This window comes from Paenibacillus sp. J45TS6, from assembly GCF_018403285.1.
Lineage (GTDB): Bacteria > Bacillota > Bacilli > Paenibacillales > Paenibacillaceae > Paenibacillus.
In genome coordinates this window covers 1-24,356 of record NZ_BOSJ01000021.1, presented here as the reverse complement: position 1 = coordinate 24,356, position 24,356 = coordinate 1, and the positions used below count along the sequence as shown (strand labels likewise).

The window sequence follows — 24,356 nt, the reverse complement described above, 5'->3', positions numbered from 1 at the left end:
CTCAGCACTTACAGCCAAGGCTAGAGGGAATGGAATGAGTCTTCCCATAAAGCTCGATGAATCTTATGTTTATAAACAAAGCTTACTGCAAGGGACTTGCAATCAGGCTAAGCTCTGGATGGTCCATAATTGCTTCCGTACAATAGCTGCAGGTAATACTGACAATCTGCTCACCTTTTGAATTATAGGCAATTATATCTTGACGCTCTGAAGGGGTCAAGAAATGAAGACCTAATCGAACCTCTGTCGTAAGATCCGCCTCGATACTTCCTATAGATGAACGGCAGTGACGACAAACATAATGGATTTGCATAGATATGCCTCCTGAAAAAGATTAATATCTTTAGTCTTTCCAGGAGACTGCTAGTTTAGCCCATCTATCAGAGTAGAATCGAAAATTAGCCATTGAATTTAGCCATCGTTCTCTCAAATGTATCCTTCATTGCATACTCCAAAGCATCACAAGTGGATTCAATCATTGAAGTCAGCGCCTCTTTTTCCTTCTTTGGAAAATTGGAAAGGACGTAATCAACAATTGCATGCCCCGGTTCGGGTCTTGAGACACCCATGCGAATTCGATTGAACTGCTGAGTCCCTGTATGCTGAATGATGGATTTAATACCATTATGTCCGCCCGCGCTTCCTTGATATCGAAGTCTTATTTTTCCAACCTCTGTATCCATGTCATCGTAGACCACAATTAAATCTTCCAACGCAACCTTATAATAATCCATATAAGCTCGGACCGTTTCTCCAGAAAGATTCATAAAGGTCATAGGCTTGATCAGAACTGCTTTTTCTCCTTGGATCATTCCTTCTCCAATAAGCGCCTTACACTTGCTCTGATTAATAGATATATGATGACGATCTGCTAAGGCATCCAGCGCCATAAACCCAACATTATGTCTTGTCTTAGCATATTCAGAACCTGGATTTCCAAGTCCTACAATCCATTTCATAATATGCTCCTCCCTCCTTTTAGATGAGTAACGAACAAAATATCAAAAAAGACATCGCTAGATCCGCTGATGTGGACTTACGCTCTTTTTCACTTTACAATAAAAACAATTGTATACGGCAGGAAGCGAGTAATAGCAACCGATGAAAGGGTGACCCGGTTATGCGCCATGATATAGAACGTTTAACGCAGCTGTCCCAGTTTCAGCACCATATGGAACAGGCCATACCGGTACAAGTGTATGACCGAGACAGACACATTGATATTGGTTACATCACTCATTACGATGAACATTTTGTGGAAGTTGGCAGTGTTTTATTTAACCGTGCCTGCCACTATTTTATTTCAAGGCCAGGGTACTAAAATCAGTTCATACGCCGACAGGGGTTACATTGTCTTATCCAAGACAGTGTAACCCCTCTTTCATGTTAACTATGCAGAACTATTCAATTTCGAACAATTTACTAATCGACAATTCCTCATGAACCCGGATAATAGCTTCGCCCAGTAGCGGTGCTACAGAAAGCACATTCAGCTTATTTGTTGGATTTGGATGAGTAATCGGAATGGTATCCGTCACTACGACTTCCTTAAGCGGTGAGTTCTCCAATCGTTCCATTGCAGGACCGGAAAGAACGGGATGGGTACAGCAAGCGTATACTTCTTTCGCTCCGCCTTCCATCAATGCATTCGCACCAAGAACGATCGTACCTGCTGTATCGATAATATCATCAATCAGAATTGCTGTTTTACCTTCAATGTTACCGATGATATTCATAACTTCACTTACATTCGGTTCAGGTCTGCGCTTGTCAATAATAGCAAGTGGCGCATTCAGGAAGTCAGCCAATTTTCTTGCGCGTACAACGCCGCCATGGTCCGGAGATACAACAACCGGATTCTCAATCTGCTTCGAGCGGAAATATTGTGCAATAATTGGAACTGCAAGCATATGATCTACAGGGATATCAAAAAATCCTTGAATCTGCATTGCATGCAAGTCCATAGCAATAACACGTGTTGCTCCTGCTTTTTCAATCAAGTTTGCTACGAGTTTAGCCGTAATTGGATCTCTTGAACGTGCTTTACGGTCTTGTCTTGCATATCCATAATACGGGATAACTACGTTAATTGTTTTAGCAGAAGCACGCTTCAGTGCATCAATCATAACAAGCATTTCCATCAAGTTGTCGTTAACTGGCAAGCAAGTGGATTGTACGATATACACATGGCTGCCACGTACACTCTCTGACAGTTTTACTTGAATCTCACCATCGCTAAAGCTTGTTGTATGAGACTCACCCATTGGAATACCGATGTAGTCGGCAATTTGATGTGCGAGTTTCGGGTTTGAGTTACAAGTAAATATTTTTAGTTTGGAATCAAAATAAGTCATAAAATAAAAAACCTCCGTGCTGGTTCATTGGAATCGATTTTAGTTCTGCTCATAAAAGTCGGCGCTATTCGTATAGAACAGCATTTCATTATGAATTCTTGTTGTTTTTCTTAGCTTTGGCACGGGCACGAATCTTATCTGCGTATCCCGGCTTATTTTCTTGACGGACTCTCGCAATAGCAAGATCATTATCTGATACAGAGTGCGTAATCGTTGACCCTGCAACAACATAAGCGCCTTTGCCTACTTTAACAGGTGCAATTAAATTCACATTACTTCCTACAAAAGCGTCATCTTCAATTTCTGTAACAGACTTATTATAACCATCGTAGTTCACAGTTATTGCTCCGCAGCCGATATTTACATTTTTGCCGACGGTAGCATCTCCAATATAACTCAAATGTGATACTTTTGAGCCATTATCAATGGTCGCATTTTTGATCTCTACAAAATCACCGATCTTAACATCTTCACCAAGTTTGGATGCTGGGCGTAAATATGCGAATGGACCTACGGAAGAACCGTTCCCCACTTCTGCTTTACTAAGAACAGAATGTTTAACGGTGACGTTATCGCCGATTGTGCTGTCTTCAATATCGGTATTCGGCCCAATTACGGAACCCTCACCAATTACCGTGTTGCCTTTAAGCATGGTACCCGGATAAAGAACCGTATCAGAACCAATCGTAACATCAGCCCCAATATACGTAGATGAAGGATCGATAATTGTTACTCCGTTCAGCATATGTTTACGCACGAGACGTTGTCTCATAAAACCTTCTGCCTCAGATAGAGCTACACGATCATTTACACCAATGGATTCTGCAGCATCATTTGTCATGTATGCTTCAATGGTTTCTCCTGCTTCACGGAAAATACCAATAACATCAGTAAGGTAATATTCTTGTTGTGCATTATTATTTGTTACTTTATCCAAAGCTGCAAACAGCTTAGCATTATCGAAACAATACGTACCTGTATTAATTTCTTGTACAGCATCTTCTTCTGGACTGCAATCTTTTTGTTCTACGATTTTAGTTACAGATCCTTCATTGCTGCGGATCACACGGCCATAGCCAGCTGGATTATCCATATGTGCTGTCAGCACTGTTGCTGCAGCTCCGCGAGACTCATGAAGCTCCATCAAGCCTTCTAGTGTTTCTTTTGTTACCAAAGGAGTATCTCCACAGATTACAATTGTGGTTCCTTCTTCTTTGCCAAGCATATCCTTAGCCATCTTAACTGCATGTCCTGTACCGAGCTGTTGTTCCTGTAGTACATAATCAGCTGCTGAACCAAGATATGATTTTACTGCTTCAGCACCATGACCTACAACAACAATATTGCGTGTTACTCCTGCTTGTCCTACCGTATCCAAAACATGACCAACCATCGGTTTGCCACATACAGGATGGAGTACTTTATATAACTTCGACTTCATACGTTTTCCTTGCCCTGCGGCAAGAATAATAGCCATTCTTTTCAACAATCCCGACCTCCTACGCTGTAATTGTAATGTTATCCACTCTAATTCCAAAAAAGGATCTCAGGACTATTCAACAGTGAATTGGGCGCAAACAATTATACCCTAATCCTTATCTTCAGGAAGGGATGCAACTTCGCTCAATCTTACTCATTAAAGAATATACTTCATTATTGAAAAAAAGAAAAGAGAGCCATAGAATGACTCTCTTTTCTTTCGAACCCCAATAATGTTATTATGCGCCTTCTTCGATAACCTCTTCTTCAGTTGCGGCGCGTTCATATTCGGCCAATACTGCAGCCTGAATCTTCTCACGAGTCCCTGAAGAAATCGGATGGGCGATGTCACGGAATTCTCCATCTGGAGTCCGCTTACTTGGCATAGCAACGAACATTCCATTGTTACCGTCAATAACTCGAATGTCATGAACGACAAACTCATTATCAATAGTAATCGAAGCTATTGCCTTCATTCTCCCCTCAGAATTAACGCGGCGGAGTCTGACATCTGTAATCTGCATGTGTGTTCACCACCTTTTTCCATCGGAACTTGGTGTAATAATTCCACACAACATGCAAGATTTCCTTCTTTTTACTGCTACAAAATGTCCTAATTTTAGGAATTTTTTTGTGGATGAGCCGTTTTAGTACATTTTCGACAAAAATAGTGTAAACTCACCAAAAAACAGCAAATTATAGAAGGGAATCGAAGTAATTTCCAGGCTTCACTGTAATCTGCTTCGTTTTCGCATCAACAGCCGTCAATGTTGCTAGGGAAATATAATCATGGAGCAGACGTTCCTCTGAATCCACCGTTCCCGATTCAACCAATACACCCACACCTGCGACTTCAGCATTAAACTCCCCTAGGAGATCAATCATCCCCTGGACCGTTCCTCCTGCTTTCATAAAGTCATCTACAATAAGCACACGGGATTTTTCAGGCAGTGCTCTTCTTGAAAGAGACATCGTATGAAGGCTTTTATGAGAACCTGATACATAGTTAATGCTTACAGCTGAGCCTTCAGTCACCTGATGGTCTCGTCTAACAAGAACAACAGGAAGATTCAACTGAGAGCCTACCGCATAAGCCAAAGGGATTCCCTTTGTTTCTACCGTCATAACTGCATCGATTTCGAGGCCCGAGAAGGCAGTGGCAAGAATCTTACCAATTTCATTGACAATAGACGGTTGTCCCAGCAAATCAGACATGTATAGATATCCGCCCGGTAAAATCCGATCAGGCTGTTCTAACTTACCGCACAGCTGCTTAATAAAAGAGAAAGCCCGTTCCTGGGACATTTTCGGCATGAATTTCACACCGCCTGCAGCACCTGCAAGAGTTTGCAAATCTCCCATGCCCTCTTCTTCAAATACTTCCTTAATGATAGCTAAATCTTCGCTTATGGATGACTTCGCAGCTCCATATCGTTCCGCAAAAGTAGTAAGCGGAATTAAGGTATGTGGTCTAGAGAGCAAGTATTGTGTCATTTCAACCAAACGTGCACTACGTTTCAATTTCTTCACAGACGATTCCTCACGATCTACTTCCAAATCCGAATATTTGCTAATAAATATATCATTTTTGTACGTATTTGTACAATGTAACAAATGAAAATAGCACTATATTTGGAAAAATTATTCTAGGTTAGTAATCTTACTGCATAAACTTCTTTACAGAAACCACGCAGTCCGTTGTAAATCCTCGGTACTTTTGATTCTTTGGAGACCAGTCCAAATACAGTAGGACCGCTGCCTGACATCAATACACCATCGGCGCCAAGACGCAGCATGGCCTCCTTCAATTGACCTACTTCAGGATGAAGTTTTAGGGTAACATCTTCTAAAACATTACCAAGTTCCTGGCAAACCCCTGCAAAGGACTGATTGCGAATGGCTTCTTCCATTCTTTTGGCCGAAGGATGATGTGTAATGCGGTCACTTCGTACACGCCCATAGACCTCAGCCGTCGATACATTAATAGGCGGTTTCGCAAGGATAACCCAGCATTGAGGAGGATTTGGCATCATCGATAGCTTTTCTCCTCTTCCTGTAGCAAGAGCGGTTCCTCCTGTTATACAGAAAGGGACATCAGACCCAAGCTCTGCACCTAGAAGTCTAAGTTCTTCATCAGAAATGCCAAGACCCCAAAGTTTATTTAGTCCTCGCAGTGTTGCAGCAGCATCACTGCTTCCCCCTGCTAGTCCTGCAGCAACTGGGATTTTTTTATCTAAATGAATATAGACGCCTTTCTTGACGTTATATCGCTCTTTTACTAGCCTGGCAGCCTGAAAGGCTAAATTTTTCTCATCAAGGGGGATATATCCCGCCTGGCTTGAAATCATGATGGTGTCGCGAGGCATTTCTGCCATCTCGATTCGGTCAGCAAGATCGACCATTGTCATGATCATCTCAACTTCATGATACCCATCGTTTCTTTTATGTAATACATCCAGCATCAAATTAATTTTTGCAGGAGCTTTTTCGTAAATTTTCAAGGCGTTCACCCACCCTTAGCTTTTCCCTCAAGACAACTTAACATATTATATCAAAATGACGCTGTCAAGTCATTCTGCCGATCTTAGACCAACTTATACCTGCTCAGTATACGATAGGGCAGAAATATAGAGAAAAGACCCCCATCATTCAGGGAGTCTAATGCTATTATTCCTTCTAGGACTTTCTCGCAGCCTGTTCAGCGAGCTGAATGGCCCGCTTTACCATATTCCCTGCATCCTTGGCCTTGATGCCTCCCCAGCCTTCCTGCTGGACGGTATCATAGAACCCCAAGTCTTTTGCAAGCTCATTCTTAAGTTCCTCTGACATTACACTGCGTCTTCTGCGGCTCATGATGGTTCCTCCTTATAAGGGGACTGATAATTTCCTGCACCATTAGTATCTCTGTAGTACAGAAACATTATGCATTGACACTTGTCACTATAAAGACGCGACGTTCTCCTAAAACTTCTCCTCATACAAAAAAATGGCCTCACCCTGCTAAACAGGATAAGACCACCTTACAAAAATCATGCCTACACTTCGGTATACGATATTTCACTTGCAACCTGCTCAGGATCAAAAATTGAAACTTGTACAGATTCAGTTAAAATATCGGCGTAACTGTAAGACACTCGTTTAAACGTTTGTTGTTCTTGATCTAGCTTGACAATAAAAACAGAAGGGTACGTTTCTTCGAGTACACCGGTCCGCTCAATTGTCTTACGGCGTCCGCCGTTCGCACGAAGCAAGATCTTCTGACCAACGTGAGCGTCGAGACTTCGTTTAATATCCAATAGCGTATTTTTAGCCATCGTGTAACGACCACCTCTTTCCTCTTGTCCATTATACAACGTTTCATATGTATTGTCAAATTAAATAAATAATTATATCAGTATCAAAAATATGTTGTCAACGAATTTTTTAGCGAAATCTAAATTTATTCAAATCATTTTTATGAAATATTGCCGCTCATTTTGTTAGTATGTTGTTATATGAAATAAAAGAACAGATTCCATTAAAGGAATCTGTTCTCAAGAAAGCTTCAAAAGATTCATTCACAGATTTTAGATTGCCGCCGGCGTAACCTTTAAAGTCGATAAATCTTGTAATGGAGGCAGGCCGATTCGGTAACTTCCTTTGGATTCAAGACCGCCTATTCCTTCACTTCCTGTAATAGTATGATGAACGATGTCATTCATATTCATTGTATCTTTGACAGAAGTAAAAGCAGCCTTAGCCGCGACGTATACCGGATCAAGAGCATGAATAAGTACTCGGCTAGGTGAACTAGCAAAATTAGCACCCGCACGGATCAGCGCCTCAAAATGAGACTGACATGCCCCCGCCACAATAGTGAGTGCATCAAGATGCCACTCATATTGTCTTGCTACTTGTATAGCAGCAATGAAATTAGCTGAGTTTTTATAATGATTGATGTTGTATAGATCATACGGCTGCCTACTCTTCAAAACGCCATCATGTCCTGTAATAACAACAATGTCTGGACGGGAACGCGGCAGTAAGCGGTAAAGAGTATCTGCCATAGATCCTTCATGTACAAAATGTCCTTCAGCCGGTACACGCAGCCTTTCGTAAAGTGCCATACTTTTCTTTAAGTAATTGGGGTCACCATCCAAATGCAACACCTTACCTGGCATCTCAAAATACGAAGGAGTTTCTGCCTTTACTGCTGTATGGTTCCAATCATCAATAAGCCCTGCCTGATTACGCTGCGCCTGTTCCTTGCGATGCTGCTGAAGCAGCGAATACGATTCATTGGCTTTAATATGAGCCAATCTTGTTTTTTTCGTCTCTGGTTCGTACGGCACTTTCACCAGATCATCCAGGGGGGAATCGGCAAGAAGCCTAAACTCGGTTCCTTTAATCACCGCTTTATCCTCCTGGAGGCCCTCTACCCGGAAAGTAACGTCACCACCGTACGACTTCCGAATGACCAAGTCTCCTAAATTCATCAACATTATCACCTCTAACCCTATGGTATGGGCATCCCCCTGCTTTGGTTCGTAGGTGATAAAAAATATGGATTCTTAGATCTTCGCAGCGAAATATAAGTTTACTCCGTACCTATGCCTGCTTCCAGTAAAACAGCACTCAAACGAGCATACTCCTCGATACTGAGTGTTTCCCCGCGTCTAGTCGGTTCAATACCGGCCTTAAGCAGAAGCGGTTCTAATTCATCTTTGTTTTCTTTTGTAAAGAAACGACTTTTCAAGTTGTTTGCTATCGTCTTCCGCCGCTGAGCAAAAGAAGCATGAACCACTTCGAAGAAGTGTTTTTCGCTTATCACCTCAACAGGAGGCTTTTCCCTTACCTTCAATCGAATAACGGCAGACTCTACATTAGGCTGAGGTATAAAGACCGTATGCGGTACGATGCACACTAGCTTTGGCTCACTGTAATATTGCACAGCAATACTAAGGGTACCGTAATCTTTTGTTCCTGGAGATGCAGCCATTCTCTCTGCTACCTCTTTCTGAATCATAACCACAATGTTGTCGATGGGCAGCTTCTCTTCAAGCAGCTTCATCAGAATGGGAGTCGTCACGTAATATGGGAGGTTAGCCACGACGCTGACTTGATCGACATCACTAAAATTTTCTTTAAATAATTCAGGTAAATCTGTTTTAAGAACATCTCCGTGATGTAAATATATATTAGGATAAGGTTCAAGTACTTCTCGCAAAATTGGAATCAGGCGCTGATCAATTTCCACTGCAGTTACTTTCTTAGCTGCCTGTGCCAGTTTTTCAGTCAGTGCTCCAATACCTGGTCCAATCTCCAGCGCACCTTTGTTTTCATCCAGATTTGCAGCATCTACAATTTTGTGGAGGATGTTCTGATCAATAAGAAAGTTTTGTCCCAAGCTTTTCTTGAAAGAAAATCCGTGTCTTGCAATAATCTCTTTTGTCCGCCTTGGTGTTGCAATTTCATCCATACCCTTCACATTCTCACAATCCTTTTTGTTCAATTTGCTCAAGTGCATTTACAAACTCTTCACGACTAATCTGAAACATCGTCAATCTTTTATATAACTGTTTTCCATTACAATAACCAATTCCCAAAATGTTACCAAGCTCCATACGCCGAGAAGCAGCATCGGGGTGTACAATAAGCCCTGCTTCGATCAAATCCTGCCAGTCGATAAGCGGCTTAGCTGCCTCATACGCTGTATGAGCCCGGGATAACGCCTGACGAATCGCTTCCGGTGAAGCATTCTCAACGCCAATATCGCCTTTACGAGTCGCATCTTTTTCTTTTATGAAAGCATGACTTACCCCGGGAATTTTATTCGCTATTATTTTACGAATGCGTTCTCCAGCATGATCAGGATCTGTAAGTACAATTACACCCCTTCTCTGCTGGGCAAGTTCGATTTTTCTCAAAATTTGAGCATTAATAGCAGAGCCTCCCGTTTCAATGGTGTCTGCATCTACAGCCCGTTTAATTGCTACGGTATCATCTCTGCCTTCAACGACAATAATTTCTTTAATCATGACCGCTTGTCTTCCTTTCTAAACAAAAAGAGAAGAGGAAAATTTCCTCTTCTGCATGTAAGAGGCAAACGATAGACCTGTGGTCTAAACTTCCGTTCACCTTATATAGCATCACCGAATCATGTTGTTAATACTATAGCATTAGTGATGCATTGTAAATTATATTTTAGTTCAGTTCCGGCTTCACAGGACCAATGACATACACGGTTTTTCCCTTTTTACGGCCAAAAGTCAAGGCTTGGTCCAGACTGTCATAATAGACGTCTATTTTATTTCCTTTAATAGCACCGCCCGTATCTTCAGCACGGCGGAACCCGACGCCTTCAATATAAACCCACCATCCAAGTGGTATCACATTTGGATCAACAGCAATTGTGCGACCTTCCTGTACACGAGTACCGGATGCTGTTTTTGTTCCTATGCCTTCTTCTTCCGAAGAATAAGCTGTCATAGAAACATTATTAAGTACTTTTTTCGCTTTAAAAGAAACGCCGTCTTTCGTTATTGTATCACTGCTTGAAGAAGAGGAAGATACCTTCTTCACTTTATCTGATAAAGATTTGTTACTTACATTTGATGTACTAGCTGCTGCCACAAGTGTCTCGGGCTTAGGTTCAGGTTTAGGCTCCGGCTTTTTCTTGGACCCGACAGCAATGACCTTATCGACACGATTCTTCGAAACGGTCTTGCCTGTCATTTTCTTGGATACCAATTTACCATCCTGGAACACTTTCTCGATGGTTTGAACCATCACACCTTCTTGCCCATTTTGTATTACGCGGTTATCCCCTTTGTACAAGCTAGGGTCAGCAGTTTTGATTACTTTATAAGGAATCGCAACTTCTTGTTTTGCCGTTTGTTTCGCTACCCGGACAATTTTAATATTAAGATCTGCTTTCACCGCGGTGTCCACAGAAGGATATACTTTATCATCTTCTGATACCTTCACGCCCTCATTTTGAAGCGCTTCCTGGACTGTATCCTTTGTCGTATAAATTTGTTCCGTTTTTCCATCTGCTGTTACGTTCACGGCAACAGCTCGTTTAATGGTAACTTGATCTCCATCTTCGATTGCTCCATTCAGCGGCATCGAAATCTCATCATGGGGGCTTACTGTGATTGCATGCTCATCCAGCACTTCATTAAGCATACCCTCACGAGTTTCCAGCGTTTGGACCTTGCCATCCACGACTAGTGAAATTTCCTTACCTCCCTGACTGTAAACAATAAGAGAGACCATAACTAACAGTGCGATTGAGAAGATTGCGACTAATATCATTTGACGCAGATTCTCATGCTTCCATCGCAACGCGTAAGACTTGCTGGATGATGGTGACTCATGGGTCTCCTCTGGTTGGAAATTTCCCACTTACTCCGTCCTCCTTCGTAGTCCCGCCGTCAAGAGTAATGCATGATTGTATTTTGACGCGACTATAACATTTGTATACAGAATCAGATTGCTTCTGTTTCTGCACCATGTGCCACTCTTCGCGGCATGATGTTTCCTCCTGTTAACCAACAGTATGACGAGGTTGTAACTTTTATTCTCCTAAAACAAAAAGCCAGTAGAGAGTTTATGAGGAGCTCTCTCATGGCTTCCGGATAAGATCATAAGAATAACCGGAAACATCAAACGCGAGTTTACCTCTTTATACGCTTACGGAGTTAGCTGTCGGATTGGGACGCAAGAGTCGCCCTGGATCAGGTCATTAGCTCATGGCTAGTGCCTTTTCCTTCACCCCAAGACTCAAAATGAAATCAAATATGATGGTCTAAAGTATAAAGCTACAAGCTTATAAGACCAACTTATTGGTTCCCCCGCTCTTCGGTTTTTGAAGAATTCAGCGAGAATAACACACGAAGTGAATATTTCAACATTTCACTGAGACGATGATATCCTGTTTGTATGCATGTTGTAAAGCCGTATTCAAGTACGTTTTTCTAAATAAATGGTTAAAACTTTGTAATAAACACGTGAAAAGCCTTCCAAAAAGGTGAATCGCTCTTGTTTACTCACTATTTCATCTGTTTTGCTCCAAATATGAACTATATTCCAAATAGTTCCAGTGCATTTTGAGTCGTAATCTGCCCGATTTCCTCTACAGATACCCCTTTTAAAGACGCTGCAGCTTCTGCCACGAGCGCCACATGTCCCGTTTCATTTCGCTTTCCGCGATATGGATGTGGTGTCAGGTATGGAGAGTCCGTCTCAATCAACAATCGATCCATAGGTACCTTGGCAAGTACCTCTTTCGGCTGTTTCGCATTCTTAAAAGTGATAGGGCCCCCAAACGAAAGATGGAATCCCATATCAAGACACATTTGTGCCGTTTCCCAGCTTCCTGAGAAAGAGTGCATGATCCCGCCGACCTCATGGGCTTTTTCTTCACGCAGGATTTTAACTATATCCTCATGAGCATCTCGATTATGAATTATAATCGGCATGCTGATTTCTCTAGCAAGTCCAATTTGACGCCGTAAAACCGTATGCTGAATGTCTTTTGGAGAAGTATCCCAGTGGTAGTCTAGTCCAATCTCCCCGATTGCTACCACTTTCTCATGCTCACACAAAGAAGCGATCCACTCCAGGTCTCCATCCTTCATCGTAATAGCATCTACCGGATGCCAGCCAACAGCTCCATAGATGAAATCGTACTTTTCGACAAGTTCCATGGTTGTCGGTATCGTTTCGCGGTTAAAACCGATATTTACCATCCGAGTTACTCCCGCATCGAGAGCACGCTGGATTACTTCTTCTCGATCGTTGTCAAATTCTGCTGCATCTAAATGCGTATGTGTGTCAAATAACATCGTTTTGTGCTCCTCTCTTGCTATGAATGAAAAGTATCTATTCTAAAGAACATTACATGCTTAGGAAAATATTTTTGCGATTTGAGGTGGTAGTTGACCAAGAACTGTCCTCACTTTTTCTTCTGGAAAGTATAGATGGTACTTGCCTCGCTGAATGCCGCTGATGGACCGAACGATTTCAGATACTTCTGAGATATCGCGTAGACGTTCTTGTTTGTCGATGATAATAATTTGCTTTTGGCTATCCTCATCATCCGGACGAAACACATCATACGGCAGATCAGATGGAAAATCAATTTCCAGGTCATACTCTGGATTAAGGCCCACATCTTCAAAAGCCTGTGTGATTTCCGTGATTTCATCAGCTGACATAAGATCCACTTCTACATATTTATACAGTTTTCGATCTAGAAATCGCGTACATAGATCTCGTAGCAATTCATCCTTCTCTTCAGTCCACTGGTTAAATGCAGTTTGTATAATGGACTCATCAATACGAAGATATTCTTGTACCGTAATATTCCCTTTAATGAGGGAAAGGAGTGAGGGTAACATAAAACCGAATGAATATTCGCTTTGAACAAGCTCTTTTGCTCTTCTAAAGATTTGACGAAGAATAATTTCTGAACTGCGGGTTACAGGATGAAAATATACTTGCCAATACATTTGATAACGAGCCATTAGATAATCTTCTACCGCATGCATTCCTGAATCCTTTACGACAACCCTGCCATGATACGGACGCAACATTCTTAGGATTCGATCGAGGTCAATCGTGCCATAGTTTACCCCCGTGTAATAAGCATCTCGTAATAAATAATCCATACGATCTGCATCAAGTGGACTCGACACAAGGTTTACTACAATTGGTTTATCGTAGGTCTTTTCAATGACAGAAGCTATCTTCTCTGGAAAATCAGGTGCAACCGTTCTTAGAATCGCCCCAATCTCCGTATCTCCCATAATAATTTTACATGTCCACTCTTCATGGTTCATATCAAATGCTTCTTCTATAGAATGTGAAAAAGGTCCATGACCCACATCATGCAGCAGAGCCGCACAAAGTGCGACAAGTTTCTCTTCTGTTGGCCAGTCTGTATAACCACTTCGCTCAAATTGCGAAATAATTTTTCTCGTAATTTCATAAACACCGAGCGAATGGGAGAAACGGCTATGTTCAGCTCCATGAAAAGTCAGATAGGAAGTCCCCAGCTGTCTAATTCGACGAAGACGTTGAAATTCAGGGGTATTGATTAGCTGCCAGATAATCGGATCTTTAACATGCACATAATTATGAACTGGATCTTTAAAAACCTTTTCTTCAGTTAGTTTTAGTTGCATATGTCTCAATCCTCCTCAAGATAATGAATTAAAATTCAATTGCGCGCAACCCTTACAACAATTTCGACTTATAGTCAACTATTTATTATTTTTTTCGACATTTTACGACATTTTGTGTCGAATTAGGCTATAGTTTTGATTTCCAAATCGACAAGCGTTATAATAATAAAAGCGACAGTGAAAATCATAGATAAACCAGTCCTTTTCATAGATGCTCATTAAATATTAATCTAATAAGTCATTTTTAATGTTGACTGATTTGGGAATGGTTGGTATGATGATTAGCATAAAAGATAAAATAATGTCGAATAATGCAATTATAAGTGATGGCGAGAGGAGCAACAAATTTATGATGAAATCTACAGGTATTGTAAGAAAAGTTGATGAACTAGGACGGGTGGTTATCCCTATCGAGCTGCGTCGTACACTAGGCATCGGAGAAAAAGACGCTCTGGAAATTTATGTTGATGGAGAGCGCATCATGCTCAAAAAATATGAGCCTGCTTGTATCTTCTGTGGTAATGCAGAGAACGTAACTTACTTCAAAGGAAAAATTGTTTGTCACGAATGTATTTCTGAAATCCCTGCACCTGTGACAAATTAAGGAATATTGGTTATAAAAGATGCTATAGAAAAGCTATCATTTTAAATTAAATTATAGATTTCTCTATTTTATATATAGTGCTTTTCTTTTTTTGATTTTAGTCTTAACTACGGTTATCTCTAACCTTTTTATAATCCTTAATGCCTTCCTCGGTTACTATGTAACCGGTGAAGGCATTTTTTGATTTCTGAAATTCATTATTCTTCTTTTAATAAGGCATTGTAGATATCTCTTTTTGACAATCCACGATCAGACGCTGTTTTTTTCATTGCATCCTTTCGGGATAATCCTTCGTTTTCATAATGCTCTACATGCTGACCTAACTCTAGGTTTTGCCACCATTCATTCTGCAGCGTATGTTCTTCCTCGGCACTCATTCCTTCCACAATGACACAGTACTCTCCAATCGGTGGATTTTCCTCAAGCCATTCTATACATTCCTGAATGCTTCCCCTTACATATTCCTCATGTCGCTTCGTCAGTTCTCTAGCGAGAACGACTTTTCGATTGCCATAACTCTCAAGTAATACTGTTAATGTTTTCAGTACGCGGTGCGGAGATTCATAGAAGATTAACGTTCCTTGGGAATAGCCTACTGTTTCTAAAACCTTTTGCATATCTTTTTTATCACGCGGTAAGAAGCCAATAAACGTAAACCTTTCTGTAGGTAAACCTGATGCAATGAGAGCAGATAAAGCTGCATTCGCACCCGGTACAGTAACGACGGGAATGCCTGCTTCAATTGCCAGCGCAACGAGATCAGAACCAGGGTCTGAAATAGCCGGCATTCCTGCATCACTAACGAGCGCCAAATTTTTTCCTTCTATTATATAACGTATCAGCTCCGGACCACTTGCAGCCTTATTATGTTCATGATAACTAAATAAAAGCTCTGGACTAATCTCAAAATGACTAAGTAATTTTCTTGTCATCCTTGTGTCCTCTGCTGCAATAATGTCGCAATCTTTCAATGTTTGAACCGCACGATAAGTCATATCATTTAAATTACCTATAGGTGTAGCAACTAAATAGAGTGTTCCTGTCTGTATCTGACTATCAAAACTTTTTTGTACCTGAAATTTCATTTATTCTCCTCCTCTAGATTGTGCTCACCATAATAGATGTTCATAATCTCCTCACAGTATTGTCCCTCTTCGTTATAGACAATTAGAGGTGGGAGCATTCTTACATCCGGTTTTCCATCACGTAAAGCTTCAATTAGCACCATGTTTGCCTCTTTATCAATCCTAGGGTGAACCATACGAATACGTTTAGGTTCTAATCGGTATTTCCGCATAAGCGTAATAATTTCTCCGATACGCTGTGGTTTATGGACCATAGAGACTTTGCCGCCTGTACGCACAAGGTGCATGCAAGCTTTTATCATGTCTTCCAGTGTTCCATTCAGTTCATGCCTTGCTGTAGCTTGATGTATACTCAGCTTAATGTCACTTCCATTGAGCGGCATATAAGGCGGATTCACTGTGATTGCATCATACTTACCATAACCAATCTGTTCCGCAAAATTCCGCACATCCCCCTCGTAAATTTGGATCTGCTCATCCAGCTGATTTAATCGCACACTTCGTCTTGCCATTTCTGCTAATCTGGGCTGAATCTCCACTGCATCAATAGAAGCCTTTGTTCGAGTGGTTAACAGAATAGGGATAACCCCGTTACCCGTGCATATATCTAGAATTTTTCCTCTTTTCGGAATCCCTGCAAACCTTGCTAAGAGGACTGCATCCATAGAAAAACTAAAAACCTCATCGCTCTGAATGATCTGTAGATCATGCGTAAGAAGATCATCTAATCGTTCAGAAGGATGTAGAAAAATTTCGTTTCTTTTCATTATTATCTCTTCCCTGCCTTACCCTTAATATCGTTCCTGATCCCTAAAAAAAAACCGTAGGGAACCCCTACGGCTCATTACTTATTCAAAAATGATAGACAGAACAGACAATCGCCTTCCGTTCGTAAATGACCATAATAGACATTACAAATATGAAAACCTTCATAATACAGTCGAGCCAAGTTGTCATGACCTTCACCAACAACATCTTCTTCTGGCTCAAGGACATGAGTCTGAGGTAGAGGAGTCTTGGGTGTAGGAGCCGCCTTCTCGGCAGAAGCCCCACGTTTTAACACCTTACGAAGTTGCTCGTTCTCTAGTGTGATACGCTGGTTTTCTTCGAGCAATTCCTTTACGATCATTTTCAGCTCTCCCAGATCACTGCTCATTTGTCCCATTTGTGTTTCCATTTCAAGAATGTGTGCAAAAACTGTTTTCTTCTCCAAAATCCCACCCCGAAAGCAAACATAATGGTTTACTTGATGACAACGTCATCCATTGAAAGTTCTTTCACTTTATTTATTTCAAACAACTGAACATGAATGGTTCGATTACCTGCATGTATTCCAACAACTTTACCTTCACCAAGTGAGGTAACCACAAGTTTTCCTACTGCTGGCATCTCCTCTTTAACACTCTCATAGTTATCATGCTCAAATTTCAAGCAACACATAAGTCTTCCACAAAGTCCTGATATTTTGGTTGGATTGAGCGAGAGGCTCTGATCCTTCGCCATTTTGATGGATACGGGTTCAAAATCCCCGAGCCAAGAGGAACAACATAGTACTCGTCCACAAGGACCTATTCCTCCAAGCATTTTCGCCTCATCACGCACACCAATCTGGCGCAATTCAATTCGAGTACGGAAAATACTTGCCAAATCTTTTACCAGTTCTCTAAAATCTACACGGCCTTCTGCCGTAAAGTAAAATATGATCTTATTGCGATCAAAAGTAAATTCGACATCAACCAGCTTCATTTTGAGGCCATGGTCTCTGATTTTATTTAAACAGGTTCCAAATGCGTCCTTTGCTGCGAGCTTATTCTCTTCCACTACTTTGGCATCCGCTTCACCTGCAATACGAATGACCTTTTTGAGAGGCAATACGACGTCAGATTCCCCGACTTCCTTCTTACCTATAACTACTTTGCCGTACTCAATCCCGCGAGCGGTCTCTACAATAACGCTAGAATCCTTTTCAATAGGAAGATCGAGGGGATCAAAGTAATAAATTTTGCCCGCTTTTTTGAAACGGACACCGACTACACTGTACAAAAAATTAACCCCCTTGTATACAATAAAACCTCTATTGAAGCCTTTAAATGAAAGACCGCAATCAAAGCGTATTATGTTAAGACATTGCTAGGGTAAAGAATAAAAAAACAAAACAATATACTTATTGCTGACTAGACCCTTTTAAAAAGTTATGCTGCAAGTCCAATCAAAAATTGCTCCACACATAGTTGTCCATTCATATTCGAACGCAATTTCTTTCTACATTCTGCAGCCAGATCCATATAAGACACCCACTGCTCTGTCGAACGACTTCTTGCTATCGTAGAAATGGAACTAAGTTGATCTATAAAAATAACGTTCTCTTGCTTGCCGTAAGTTACATAAAGCATGTCCTTGAACCACAAATGGAACATATCAAACATCAGTTCAAGATGTTCAGAAAGTCCTGTCTTGAAAAGTTTCTGTTGTGCAGAAACTAGTGACATACTGCCTCTCGTCAGTGACTCTCCTCCTAATTGTAACATTACATTTCTAATTTCTGCAAACCAATTCTGGTCAAGCAGACTCTTGCATGACTCTAACCCTGAGGTTAAAAATGCGGCAGTTCTTACAAGCGCAGGTGAATATCCTTCTTTAACAAACACCTCTTCGATTCGCTCCGGACTAAGTGCCTTAAAGGGAACCTCTTGTGTCCTGGATAAAATTGTTGGAAGCATAGCACCTTTGTTACTTGTTATTAAGATCCCTACAGCGGGTACCTGTGGTTCTTCAAGAAACTTTAGCAAGCTGTTTGCAGCCTGTGTCGTCATCTTATCTGCCTGATCTATAATGTAAATTTTACGATTGTTGTTCTCGGACCGGTAATTGAAAATTTTCTGCAGCTCACGAATCTGATCAATCTTAAGGCTGGCCCCTTCAGGCTCTATATAATGTAGATCCGGATGGTTCCCGTGTTCCACCTTACGACATTCCAGACATTCTCCACACGCATCATCCTCCTGACGAGTACAATAGATCGCTTGGGCTAATGCAGTAGCCATTTGTCGCTGCCCGCTGCCCGAAGGACCACTAAATAAGTAGGCATGACTGGTTGATTGTTGCCGAAGTCCGCTTTGCAGCATTTGTTTTGCTGTTTCCTGGCCCATAATATCACGAAAAGACATGAGATGATCCTCCCCATGCTGTATTGCCGCATGAATTATGTTTGTATGACAATCCTATATAATTCAATTCTTCATAAAAAAGAATTACAAATCATCATCTTTATCTATTATATCATGTTCACTGGTAATATAAATTTTAGGATGATAATAAAATTAATTACCAGTTTACAAGGAGCGCTATATATAAAAAAAGACAAGTTAGAGTGCACTTGTCTTTCACTACATTTATCAAAAGCTGAGATTTATAAGCATTCCGCGAATCTCGCCAATTTTTTGAAGGAGTTCCATCTTCCCTTGTTCTGTTTGAAGCATCTCTTCAGCCATTTTGAGCAAAACCTCATCTACCTCATCTAGAAGCAGATAACGTTTCCCGCGTCCTCTTCGATCCCAACCTCTAGATTCTTTCATGCTGACGCCTTGTCTTACCGTATCCTCTAGAAATCGCTTAACGAGTTGCTTATACGCCTTTAACTCACGAATCGTCATGGAACGTGCAAGCCGGTCCCCCTGAAGTTGAATTTCGTTCAATCGGCGAGTTAGCTCCTCATTCGATGCTCTCTCTGCCTGTTGCTGCATCATGCCGGTAAATTCCTTATTCTGTACAGGTCTGGCACCTGAATCAGAGGGGCTTATTCCATTCTGCAGCGGCCGAAATCCTGGGTTGATTTTCACACGTATCCCTGCTTTCTTCTAAAACAAACTTAGGGTGTTTATTCTTTCTATTAGAAATGTTCGAAACGATCGACTGGTAATACGAATACGGTTGCTCCGCCCACTTGTACTTCCACTGGAAGCGGTAAGTATGAATCAGTTGTTCCACTCATAGGTGTCACAGGGGTTACAAGTTGTTCTCTTACTTTACAGCTGCTGCGAATTACATTCATCACGGCTTCTACCTGACCATCGTCTACCCCGATCATAAACGTTGTATTTCCCGCTTTTAGAAAACCACCTGTACTGGCAAGCTTCGTTGCGCGAAAGTTAGCTTTCACTAGACCGCTGGAAAGACGGTTACTATCTTTATCTTGAATAATGGCTACGATAAGTTTCATCGAAAAACGCCTCCTAAGTAGAAATAAATAATACCCAAAATGTAATTCGTCTGTTCATATCTAACCTATTCTCCATTGCTTGAACAGTTTCCCTTACTGTCAGAGTCCAAACTTGCTCTGTTTAAGTCTTTATTAGACATATACCCCTAAATATCCTTTAATACGCAATCAAGGTTTGCAATTAAACTACAAAATACTTCATCAGGTGACAACGAAGCATCTATCATCTTTATTCTCTCCGGCTCATTCTCTACTAATTTGAGGTAACCTGCTCTCACCTTATCGTGAAATAAACGGTTTTCCAAATCTAAACGATTAACTTCTCTTTCTTGATTGGCTGCTATTCGTGCAAATCCAATCTCTGGATCAACATCAAAGTAAATCGTAACATTCGGAGTAATACCTTCCGTCGCAAAAAGATTAATGGAACGAATTTCCTCTTCACCAATCCCTCTTGCGTACCCTTGATATACCAGACTACTATCAACAAACCGATCACATAATACAATAAGCCCTTCTTCAAGTGCTGGAATGACTTTTTCGACAAGATGTTGTCTGCGTGCCGCTGCATATAGAAGGGCTTCTGTTCTCGCATCCATAGCTGTATGTTCAGGATCTAAAATAATAGACCTGATCTTTTCGGCTATTTCAATACCTCCGGGCTCCCGAGTTACTAGATAAGCAATGTTTCTTTCTTCTAAATAATTAGATAGACGTCCAATCATTGTAGTTTTACCTGATCCTTCGCCACCCTCAAGCGTTATAAATATTCCTTTAGACAATGTTTCTCTCCCCTAGGCTTTAATTTTTAGCAATAAGTACGTAATTTATTAGTTCATAGATGGTTGAGAACCATTCATAATAACAATACGATTTGGTTAAGTCCATACGATCATTTCTACTAATGATGATTTGGTCTTATATACAGTTAGTAATTACTCTTCTACCATAACCCAGATGGTTTCTAAGCTCGAATCTGCAGTGCCTTGAATTTTTGCTCCCGAATCCCGTAGCTTTATCAGATGATTTCTCATGTTCTCACTAATTTCTTCTCCAGGATACAATATAGGAATACCTGGAGGATAGGGAATAACCATCTCAGCACTAATTCGGTTAGATGCTTTTGTAATACTAATTTTCTCTTTCTGTTCTTTCTTTATTTTACCTAAATGAAAAGGAACAGGACAGGAATAGACAGAAGAATGCAAAATGTTCCACGTGGAAACATGATGTGTAGCTGTACTCTCTGATTTATGATGTTGTTTTGTTTCTTCAGGGCCCTCTTCTAATGATATATGCACTAAGGCCTTCAAAAGGTGTCTAGCATCCTCCTCCGTGGAACCTAGACTAAAGAGGAGTACAACGTAAGTCTCGTCACTCATTTCAGGCACGCAGTCCTGCTCTTCCAGCTTATCCTGCAATTCATATCCTTTTAACAGCTTCTCTTTATCATATATGACGAGTTTAAAAGGATCCTGAACCGTATATGCTTCCGCTTCTCTCAGAGGATCCAATAAACCAAAACGGGGCAAGTCTTCGATTCCCCTTCTTACCATGTGTACAGCTGCGAGACCAGTAGAGAAGGCCTTCTCACCATGCTTATGCAGATGTAAGCGCGCAAGATCAAGAGAGGCCATAATGGGGTAGGATGGACTCGAACTCTGTATCATAGACAAACGCTGCTTCAGAAGCTCACGATCCAGCAGGTTACCCTGTACATGAAGCATAGCACCCATTGTCATGGCTGACAGCATCTTATGAGTGGATTGTACCACTCCATCGGCTCCTGCGGTTAAGGCAGACCCAGGCAACGCAGGATGCTGTCCATAATGTGCTCCATGTGCTTCGTCCACGAGAAGCGGTACACCGGCCTTATGGCAAGTTGCTGCAATATCAGATAAATCAAATCCCATCCCATAATAATTAGGCATGGTAATAAATACACCTTTTGCATTCGGATAAGCCTGCAGTGCTTCCTCAATCGTTGATTTTGCTGGGGCTGTAGCAAGGCCACTTGATGGATCTACCTCTGGAGCTAGAAACACTGCATGTGCACCAGCGAGCATGAGACCATGAATTACTGATTTATGAACATTACGCTGCACAAGTATAAGATCTCCTGGTTCAGTGCATACCGTAAGAAGCAGCGCAATATTACCTGAGGTGCTTCCTCCTACAAGAAAGAAGCTTTCCTCTGCACCAAAACAATCGGCTGCTAGCTGCTGTGCCTCCTTGATGACGGATTCCGGATGATGCAGATCATCGAGGCCTGTAATCTCTGTAGCGTCAATTTTCATTACTTCTTGAAGCAATGTGCCCTGTGCAAGATTTGAATAAACCTGCCCATTTTTATGACCAGGTACATGGTATGTATGTTTTTTTGAATTTCTATATTGAATCAAAGCCTCGTATAAGGGAGCTTTATCTTTATTTAATTGGTGATTGTCCATTTCTTTAATCCTTCCGATCTTTTCATAGATACAACTATATTGTATTGTATTCAAATTAAAATAGCATCGACCGTAGATAAAAAGTTAATAAATGAAATAGAAATACATAATACGTAACCAGAAATATAAAAAAAGGCCTTCTCAGGCCTTTACTAAAAGTTCAAGGAGAAGAGCATTATATATTATGCATTATTTTGTTGTAACCAAATTTGCTTTAGTTGATGAATAAAAAAAGGATATTTTGCATCTTGAGCGTCCGTGTGCACGATTTCGGTCTCACAATCTGTACAAATAAATTCAGAAACAATAAAAATACCTTCTTCTTTAGACTGCTCACAAACAATACATTTGTGTTTAGGCTGAATTTGCTGTGCATCCATAACTATCCCACCTTTATTTCTTTTCCTATTAGTATGGTACAGTTTCTACTATTTTAAACCTTTTCATAGTCAAACACCATTTCTTTATCATAGGTTATGCTATTCATCCTATATAGAATGGGTGTCTGTACCTATTTCTTTACAACATTTAAATTTATCCATATCATTATCCGATATACAATATATGAAAGAGGTTTCAAAAGTTCCTTAGAATATAAGTGTAGTCAATCAGTTCATAGGTAAGGGAGGATTTATTAGAATGCCCGAAGTCATCGGAGAAGAAGCTACATACTATCATTATCGTCTTCTACGTAAAAGCTACATAGCGCGCCCAGTCATCTGGAGTTATGTGAGCTTGGCCATCATTATGCTGTTCATTAGTCTTCTCTTCTTCACATGGTTCGGAGTACTTTGCTATGTATTATCATTCATTACAATCATTTGGACTCATTTCGTTATATCCCGCTCTGTCCTTCTCCTCAGTAAAAGATACTTACAGAAGTGGAGGTTCACATGGCAGCTGCCCTGGATGGGAATGATCCCAGAACAATATGTCAATTATCGTTTTTTTTCAAAAATACACCTGCATATCACTTGGATCAGCCTGATCCTCATCTTCATCTTTATCATAGCTGCCCCAATTGCTTTCTCCATTAACTTATTATTCTGGCACTTCTGGTTGCTACTCCCTAGGCTCTACTGCATAACCTGGTTAATCCGTGAAAGAAAAGACGGTCTTATAAAAATAACAAATCAAGATATCTCATACTACATACAGTAGGGGCTTCGCGGTAACTCAACATAGCCCCCTATTAAAAATACACTCACTACCTGGTAGTTACATAATGAATTTAATGAATAAAAAAAGACCTTTCCTAAACGAAAGGTCTTAATTATTTGTATCTACAATTTTGGGTTTAGTTAGTGATGCATCTTGTGTAGGCACAAGAACTGTTAAATAACCATTATGCAAAGATAAATGTACTCTGGTTGTGTCTTTTACAAAAATACGCGGTGCTGGATCAGAAGTATCAGATTGTTCACTAGTTACGTCCTCAGTCCAACCCCACTCTATAATTTCATTTATATATTGATCCGGTAATTGATCGTTCTTACTCACGCCTGGCAACGAATATTGTATGTAATCCATTTCCGGATTAGTTGTTGCACGATCCATTCGATTAGCTTCTTCTGGGACAGGAAAACCTTTAACATTAGCTGCTTCTTCATATGACTCCCAAGAAGTTTTCTGGCTGCATCCCATTGTCATCAACAAACTCAGGCACAGCAGACAATAGAGACATAGTTTTTTGTATCGCAGCCGATATTCTCCCTTTGTTGCGAAAATGATACCACCCCTTTTATTTTATAACCCGTAGTTATTATAACTTTTTAAAAGGGTAAATCCGTAACAAAAATGTTACTACCTTCTTTCAATACAGTCTTTTTAAAAAATAAAAACCACCATCGATTGATCGACAGTGGTTCTTTGCTTGGCGACGTCCTACTCTCCCAGGACCCTGCGGTCCAAGTACCATCGGCGCTGGAGGGCTTAACGGTCGTGTTCGGGATGGGTACGTGTGGAACCCCTCCGCTATCGCCACCAAACAGGATTT

The 24,356-nt window shown here is 40.9% G+C and carries 29 protein-coding genes, 1 rRNA gene and 1 riboswitch; of the genes, 3 read left to right on the top strand and 27 right to left on the bottom strand.

Going from position 1 to position 24,356, the window contains the following annotated elements; all coding sequences use genetic code 11:
- Positions 1-82 precede the first annotated feature (82 nt).
- Positions 83-313 (bottom strand): anti-sigma-F factor Fin, encoded by a 231-nt coding sequence (locus tag KJS58_RS21540; RefSeq protein ID WP_160036675.1) that lies wholly within the window; start codon positions 311-313, stop codon positions 83-85.
- A gap of 85 nt (positions 314-398) precedes the next feature.
- Positions 399-959 (bottom strand): aminoacyl-tRNA hydrolase, encoded by a 561-nt coding sequence (pth, locus tag KJS58_RS21535; protein WP_213535545.1) that lies wholly within the window; start codon positions 957-959, stop codon positions 399-401.
- A gap of 161 nt (positions 960-1,120) precedes the next feature.
- Between pth and KJS58_RS21530 the strand changes: the two genes are divergently transcribed.
- Positions 1,121-1,321, top strand: coding sequence for a hypothetical protein (locus KJS58_RS21530; RefSeq protein ID WP_160036677.1), 201 nt, complete (start codon positions 1,121-1,123; stop codon positions 1,319-1,321).
- Positions 1,322-1,400: 79 nt separating this feature from the next.
- Here the strand turns inward: KJS58_RS21530 and KJS58_RS21525 are convergent, their stop codons facing one another.
- The 13 genes from KJS58_RS21525 to KJS58_RS21465 form a co-directional block, all read right to left on the bottom strand.
- On the bottom strand, positions 1,401-2,354 hold the full coding sequence (locus KJS58_RS21525; protein WP_160036678.1) for a ribose-phosphate diphosphokinase: 954 nt from the start codon (positions 2,352-2,354) through the stop codon (positions 1,401-1,403).
- A gap of 88 nt (positions 2,355-2,442) precedes the next feature.
- A complete protein-coding gene (gene glmU / locus KJS58_RS21520; RefSeq protein WP_283771320.1) occupies positions 2,443-3,840 on the bottom strand; it encodes a bifunctional UDP-N-acetylglucosamine diphosphorylase/glucosamine-1-phosphate N-acetyltransferase GlmU in 1,398 nt (465 codons plus the stop codon).
- Positions 3,841-4,072: 232 nt separating this feature from the next.
- Positions 4,073-4,357 (bottom strand): septation regulator SpoVG, encoded by a 285-nt coding sequence (gene spoVG, locus KJS58_RS21515; RefSeq protein WP_047914164.1) that lies wholly within the window; start codon positions 4,355-4,357, stop codon positions 4,073-4,075.
- A 172-nt stretch (positions 4,358-4,529) separates the two neighbouring features.
- Positions 4,530-5,363, bottom strand: a complete 834-nt coding sequence (purR, locus tag KJS58_RS21510; protein WP_213535543.1) for a pur operon repressor — start codon at positions 5,361-5,363, stop codon at positions 4,530-4,532.
- 116 nt (positions 5,364-5,479) lie between these two features.
- Complete coding sequence (gene ispE, locus KJS58_RS21505; protein WP_213535542.1) at positions 5,480-6,334, bottom strand: 4-(cytidine 5'-diphospho)-2-C-methyl-D-erythritol kinase; 855 nt, start codon at positions 6,332-6,334, stop codon at positions 5,480-5,482.
- A gap of 175 nt (positions 6,335-6,509) precedes the next feature.
- Positions 6,510-6,686, bottom strand: a complete 177-nt coding sequence (locus tag KJS58_RS21500; RefSeq protein ID WP_105406382.1) for a small, acid-soluble spore protein, alpha/beta type — start codon at positions 6,684-6,686, stop codon at positions 6,510-6,512.
- A 182-nt stretch (positions 6,687-6,868) separates the two neighbouring features.
- Complete coding sequence (gene veg, locus KJS58_RS21495) at positions 6,869-7,147, bottom strand: biofilm formation stimulator Veg (RefSeq protein WP_160036682.1); 279 nt, start codon at positions 7,145-7,147, stop codon at positions 6,869-6,871.
- Between the two features lie 252 nt (positions 7,148-7,399).
- The gene (yabG, locus tag KJS58_RS21490; protein ID WP_213535541.1) at positions 7,400-8,308 is read right to left on the bottom strand and encodes a sporulation peptidase YabG; all 909 of its coding nucleotides are present in this window, start codon (positions 8,306-8,308) and stop codon (positions 7,400-7,402) included.
- Between the two features lie 101 nt (positions 8,309-8,409).
- Positions 8,410-9,291 (bottom strand): 16S rRNA (adenine(1518)-N(6)/adenine(1519)-N(6))-dimethyltransferase RsmA, encoded by an 882-nt coding sequence (gene rsmA, locus KJS58_RS21485; protein ID WP_213535577.1) that lies wholly within the window; start codon positions 9,289-9,291, stop codon positions 8,410-8,412.
- Between the two features lie 13 nt (positions 9,292-9,304).
- Complete coding sequence (gene rnmV / locus KJS58_RS21480) at positions 9,305-9,850, bottom strand: ribonuclease M5 (protein ID WP_213535540.1); 546 nt, start codon at positions 9,848-9,850, stop codon at positions 9,305-9,307.
- A 166-nt stretch (positions 9,851-10,016) separates the two neighbouring features.
- Positions 10,017-11,219, bottom strand: coding sequence for a resuscitation-promoting factor (locus KJS58_RS21475; RefSeq protein WP_213535539.1), 1,203 nt, complete (start codon positions 11,217-11,219; stop codon positions 10,017-10,019).
- A gap of 271 nt (positions 11,220-11,490) precedes the next feature.
- Positions 11,491-11,707: riboswitch (cyclic di-AMP (ydaO/yuaA leader) on the bottom strand.
- Between the two features lie 189 nt (positions 11,708-11,896).
- Positions 11,897-12,661, bottom strand: coding sequence for a TatD family hydrolase (locus KJS58_RS21470; protein WP_213535537.1), 765 nt, complete (start codon positions 12,659-12,661; stop codon positions 11,897-11,899).
- A 60-nt stretch (positions 12,662-12,721) separates the two neighbouring features.
- Complete coding sequence (locus tag KJS58_RS21465; RefSeq protein WP_213535535.1) at positions 12,722-14,002, bottom strand: HD domain-containing protein; 1,281 nt, start codon at positions 14,000-14,002, stop codon at positions 12,722-12,724.
- Between the two features lie 349 nt (positions 14,003-14,351).
- Here KJS58_RS21465 and KJS58_RS21460 point away from each other — a divergent pair, with 349 nt between their 5' ends.
- Positions 14,352-14,606 carry an AbrB/MazE/SpoVT family DNA-binding domain-containing protein gene (locus tag KJS58_RS21460; RefSeq protein ID WP_047914173.1) on the top strand — a complete coding sequence of 85 codons (255 nt, stop codon included), beginning with the start codon at positions 14,352-14,354 and terminating at the stop codon, positions 14,604-14,606.
- A gap of 197 nt (positions 14,607-14,803) precedes the next feature.
- Here KJS58_RS21460 and rsmI read toward each other — a convergent pair whose 3' ends face one another.
- From rsmI to KJS58_RS21410, 10 genes are all read right to left on the bottom strand, one after another.
- On the bottom strand, positions 14,804-15,691 hold the full coding sequence (rsmI, locus tag KJS58_RS21455) for a 16S rRNA (cytidine(1402)-2'-O)-methyltransferase (RefSeq protein WP_213535534.1): 888 nt from the start codon (positions 15,689-15,691) through the stop codon (positions 14,804-14,806).
- Complete coding sequence (locus KJS58_RS21450; protein ID WP_213535533.1) at positions 15,688-16,458, bottom strand: tRNA1(Val) (adenine(37)-N6)-methyltransferase; 771 nt, start codon at positions 16,456-16,458, stop codon at positions 15,688-15,690. The genes rsmI and KJS58_RS21450 overlap by 4 nt, the downstream gene beginning before the upstream one ends.
- Positions 16,459-16,535: 77 nt before the next feature.
- Positions 16,536-16,904 carry a DNA replication initiation control protein YabA gene (gene yabA / locus KJS58_RS21445; RefSeq protein WP_160036691.1) on the bottom strand — a complete coding sequence of 123 codons (369 nt, stop codon included), beginning with the start codon at positions 16,902-16,904 and terminating at the stop codon, positions 16,536-16,538.
- Positions 16,905-16,933: 29 nt separating this feature from the next.
- Positions 16,934-17,734, bottom strand: a complete 801-nt coding sequence (locus KJS58_RS21440) for a PSP1 domain-containing protein (protein WP_160036692.1) — start codon at positions 17,732-17,734, stop codon at positions 16,934-16,936.
- A gap of 149 nt (positions 17,735-17,883) precedes the next feature.
- Positions 17,884-18,858 carry a DNA polymerase III subunit delta' gene (holB, locus tag KJS58_RS21435; protein ID WP_213535532.1) on the bottom strand — a complete coding sequence of 325 codons (975 nt, stop codon included), beginning with the start codon at positions 18,856-18,858 and terminating at the stop codon, positions 17,884-17,886.
- 228 nt (positions 18,859-19,086) lie between these two features.
- Positions 19,087-19,530 carry a YaaR family protein gene (locus KJS58_RS21430; RefSeq protein WP_213535531.1) on the bottom strand — a complete coding sequence of 148 codons (444 nt, stop codon included), beginning with the start codon at positions 19,528-19,530 and terminating at the stop codon, positions 19,087-19,089.
- A gap of 50 nt (positions 19,531-19,580) precedes the next feature.
- Positions 19,581-19,910 carry a cyclic-di-AMP receptor gene (locus KJS58_RS21425; protein ID WP_160036695.1) on the bottom strand — a complete coding sequence of 110 codons (330 nt, stop codon included), beginning with the start codon at positions 19,908-19,910 and terminating at the stop codon, positions 19,581-19,583.
- Between the two features lie 146 nt (positions 19,911-20,056).
- A complete protein-coding gene (gene tmk, locus KJS58_RS21420) occupies positions 20,057-20,692 on the bottom strand; it encodes a dTMP kinase (RefSeq protein WP_213535530.1) in 636 nt (211 codons plus the stop codon).
- 153 nt (positions 20,693-20,845) lie between these two features.
- Entirely contained in the window at positions 20,846-22,360 is a 1,515-nt protein-coding gene (locus KJS58_RS21415) for an aminotransferase class I/II-fold pyridoxal phosphate-dependent enzyme (protein ID WP_213535529.1), read from the bottom strand.
- Between the two features lie 182 nt (positions 22,361-22,542).
- Complete coding sequence (locus tag KJS58_RS21410) at positions 22,543-22,740, bottom strand: sigma factor G inhibitor Gin (RefSeq protein ID WP_191804357.1); 198 nt, start codon at positions 22,738-22,740, stop codon at positions 22,543-22,545.
- Positions 22,741-22,999: 259 nt separating this feature from the next.
- Between KJS58_RS21410 and KJS58_RS21405 the strand changes: the two genes are divergently transcribed.
- Complete coding sequence (locus KJS58_RS21405) at positions 23,000-23,521, top strand: hypothetical protein (RefSeq protein WP_213535528.1); 522 nt, start codon at positions 23,000-23,002, stop codon at positions 23,519-23,521.
- A 108-nt stretch (positions 23,522-23,629) separates the two neighbouring features.
- On the opposite strand, the gene KJS58_RS21400 is transcribed toward KJS58_RS21405, so the two are convergent.
- Positions 23,630-24,004 (bottom strand): hypothetical protein, encoded by a 375-nt coding sequence (locus tag KJS58_RS21400; RefSeq protein ID WP_213535527.1) that lies wholly within the window; start codon positions 24,002-24,004, stop codon positions 23,630-23,632.
- A gap of 227 nt (positions 24,005-24,231) precedes the next feature.
- A 5S ribosomal RNA gene (rrf, locus tag KJS58_RS21395) occupies positions 24,232-24,348 on the bottom strand.
- Positions 24,349-24,356: the final 8 nt, after the last annotated feature.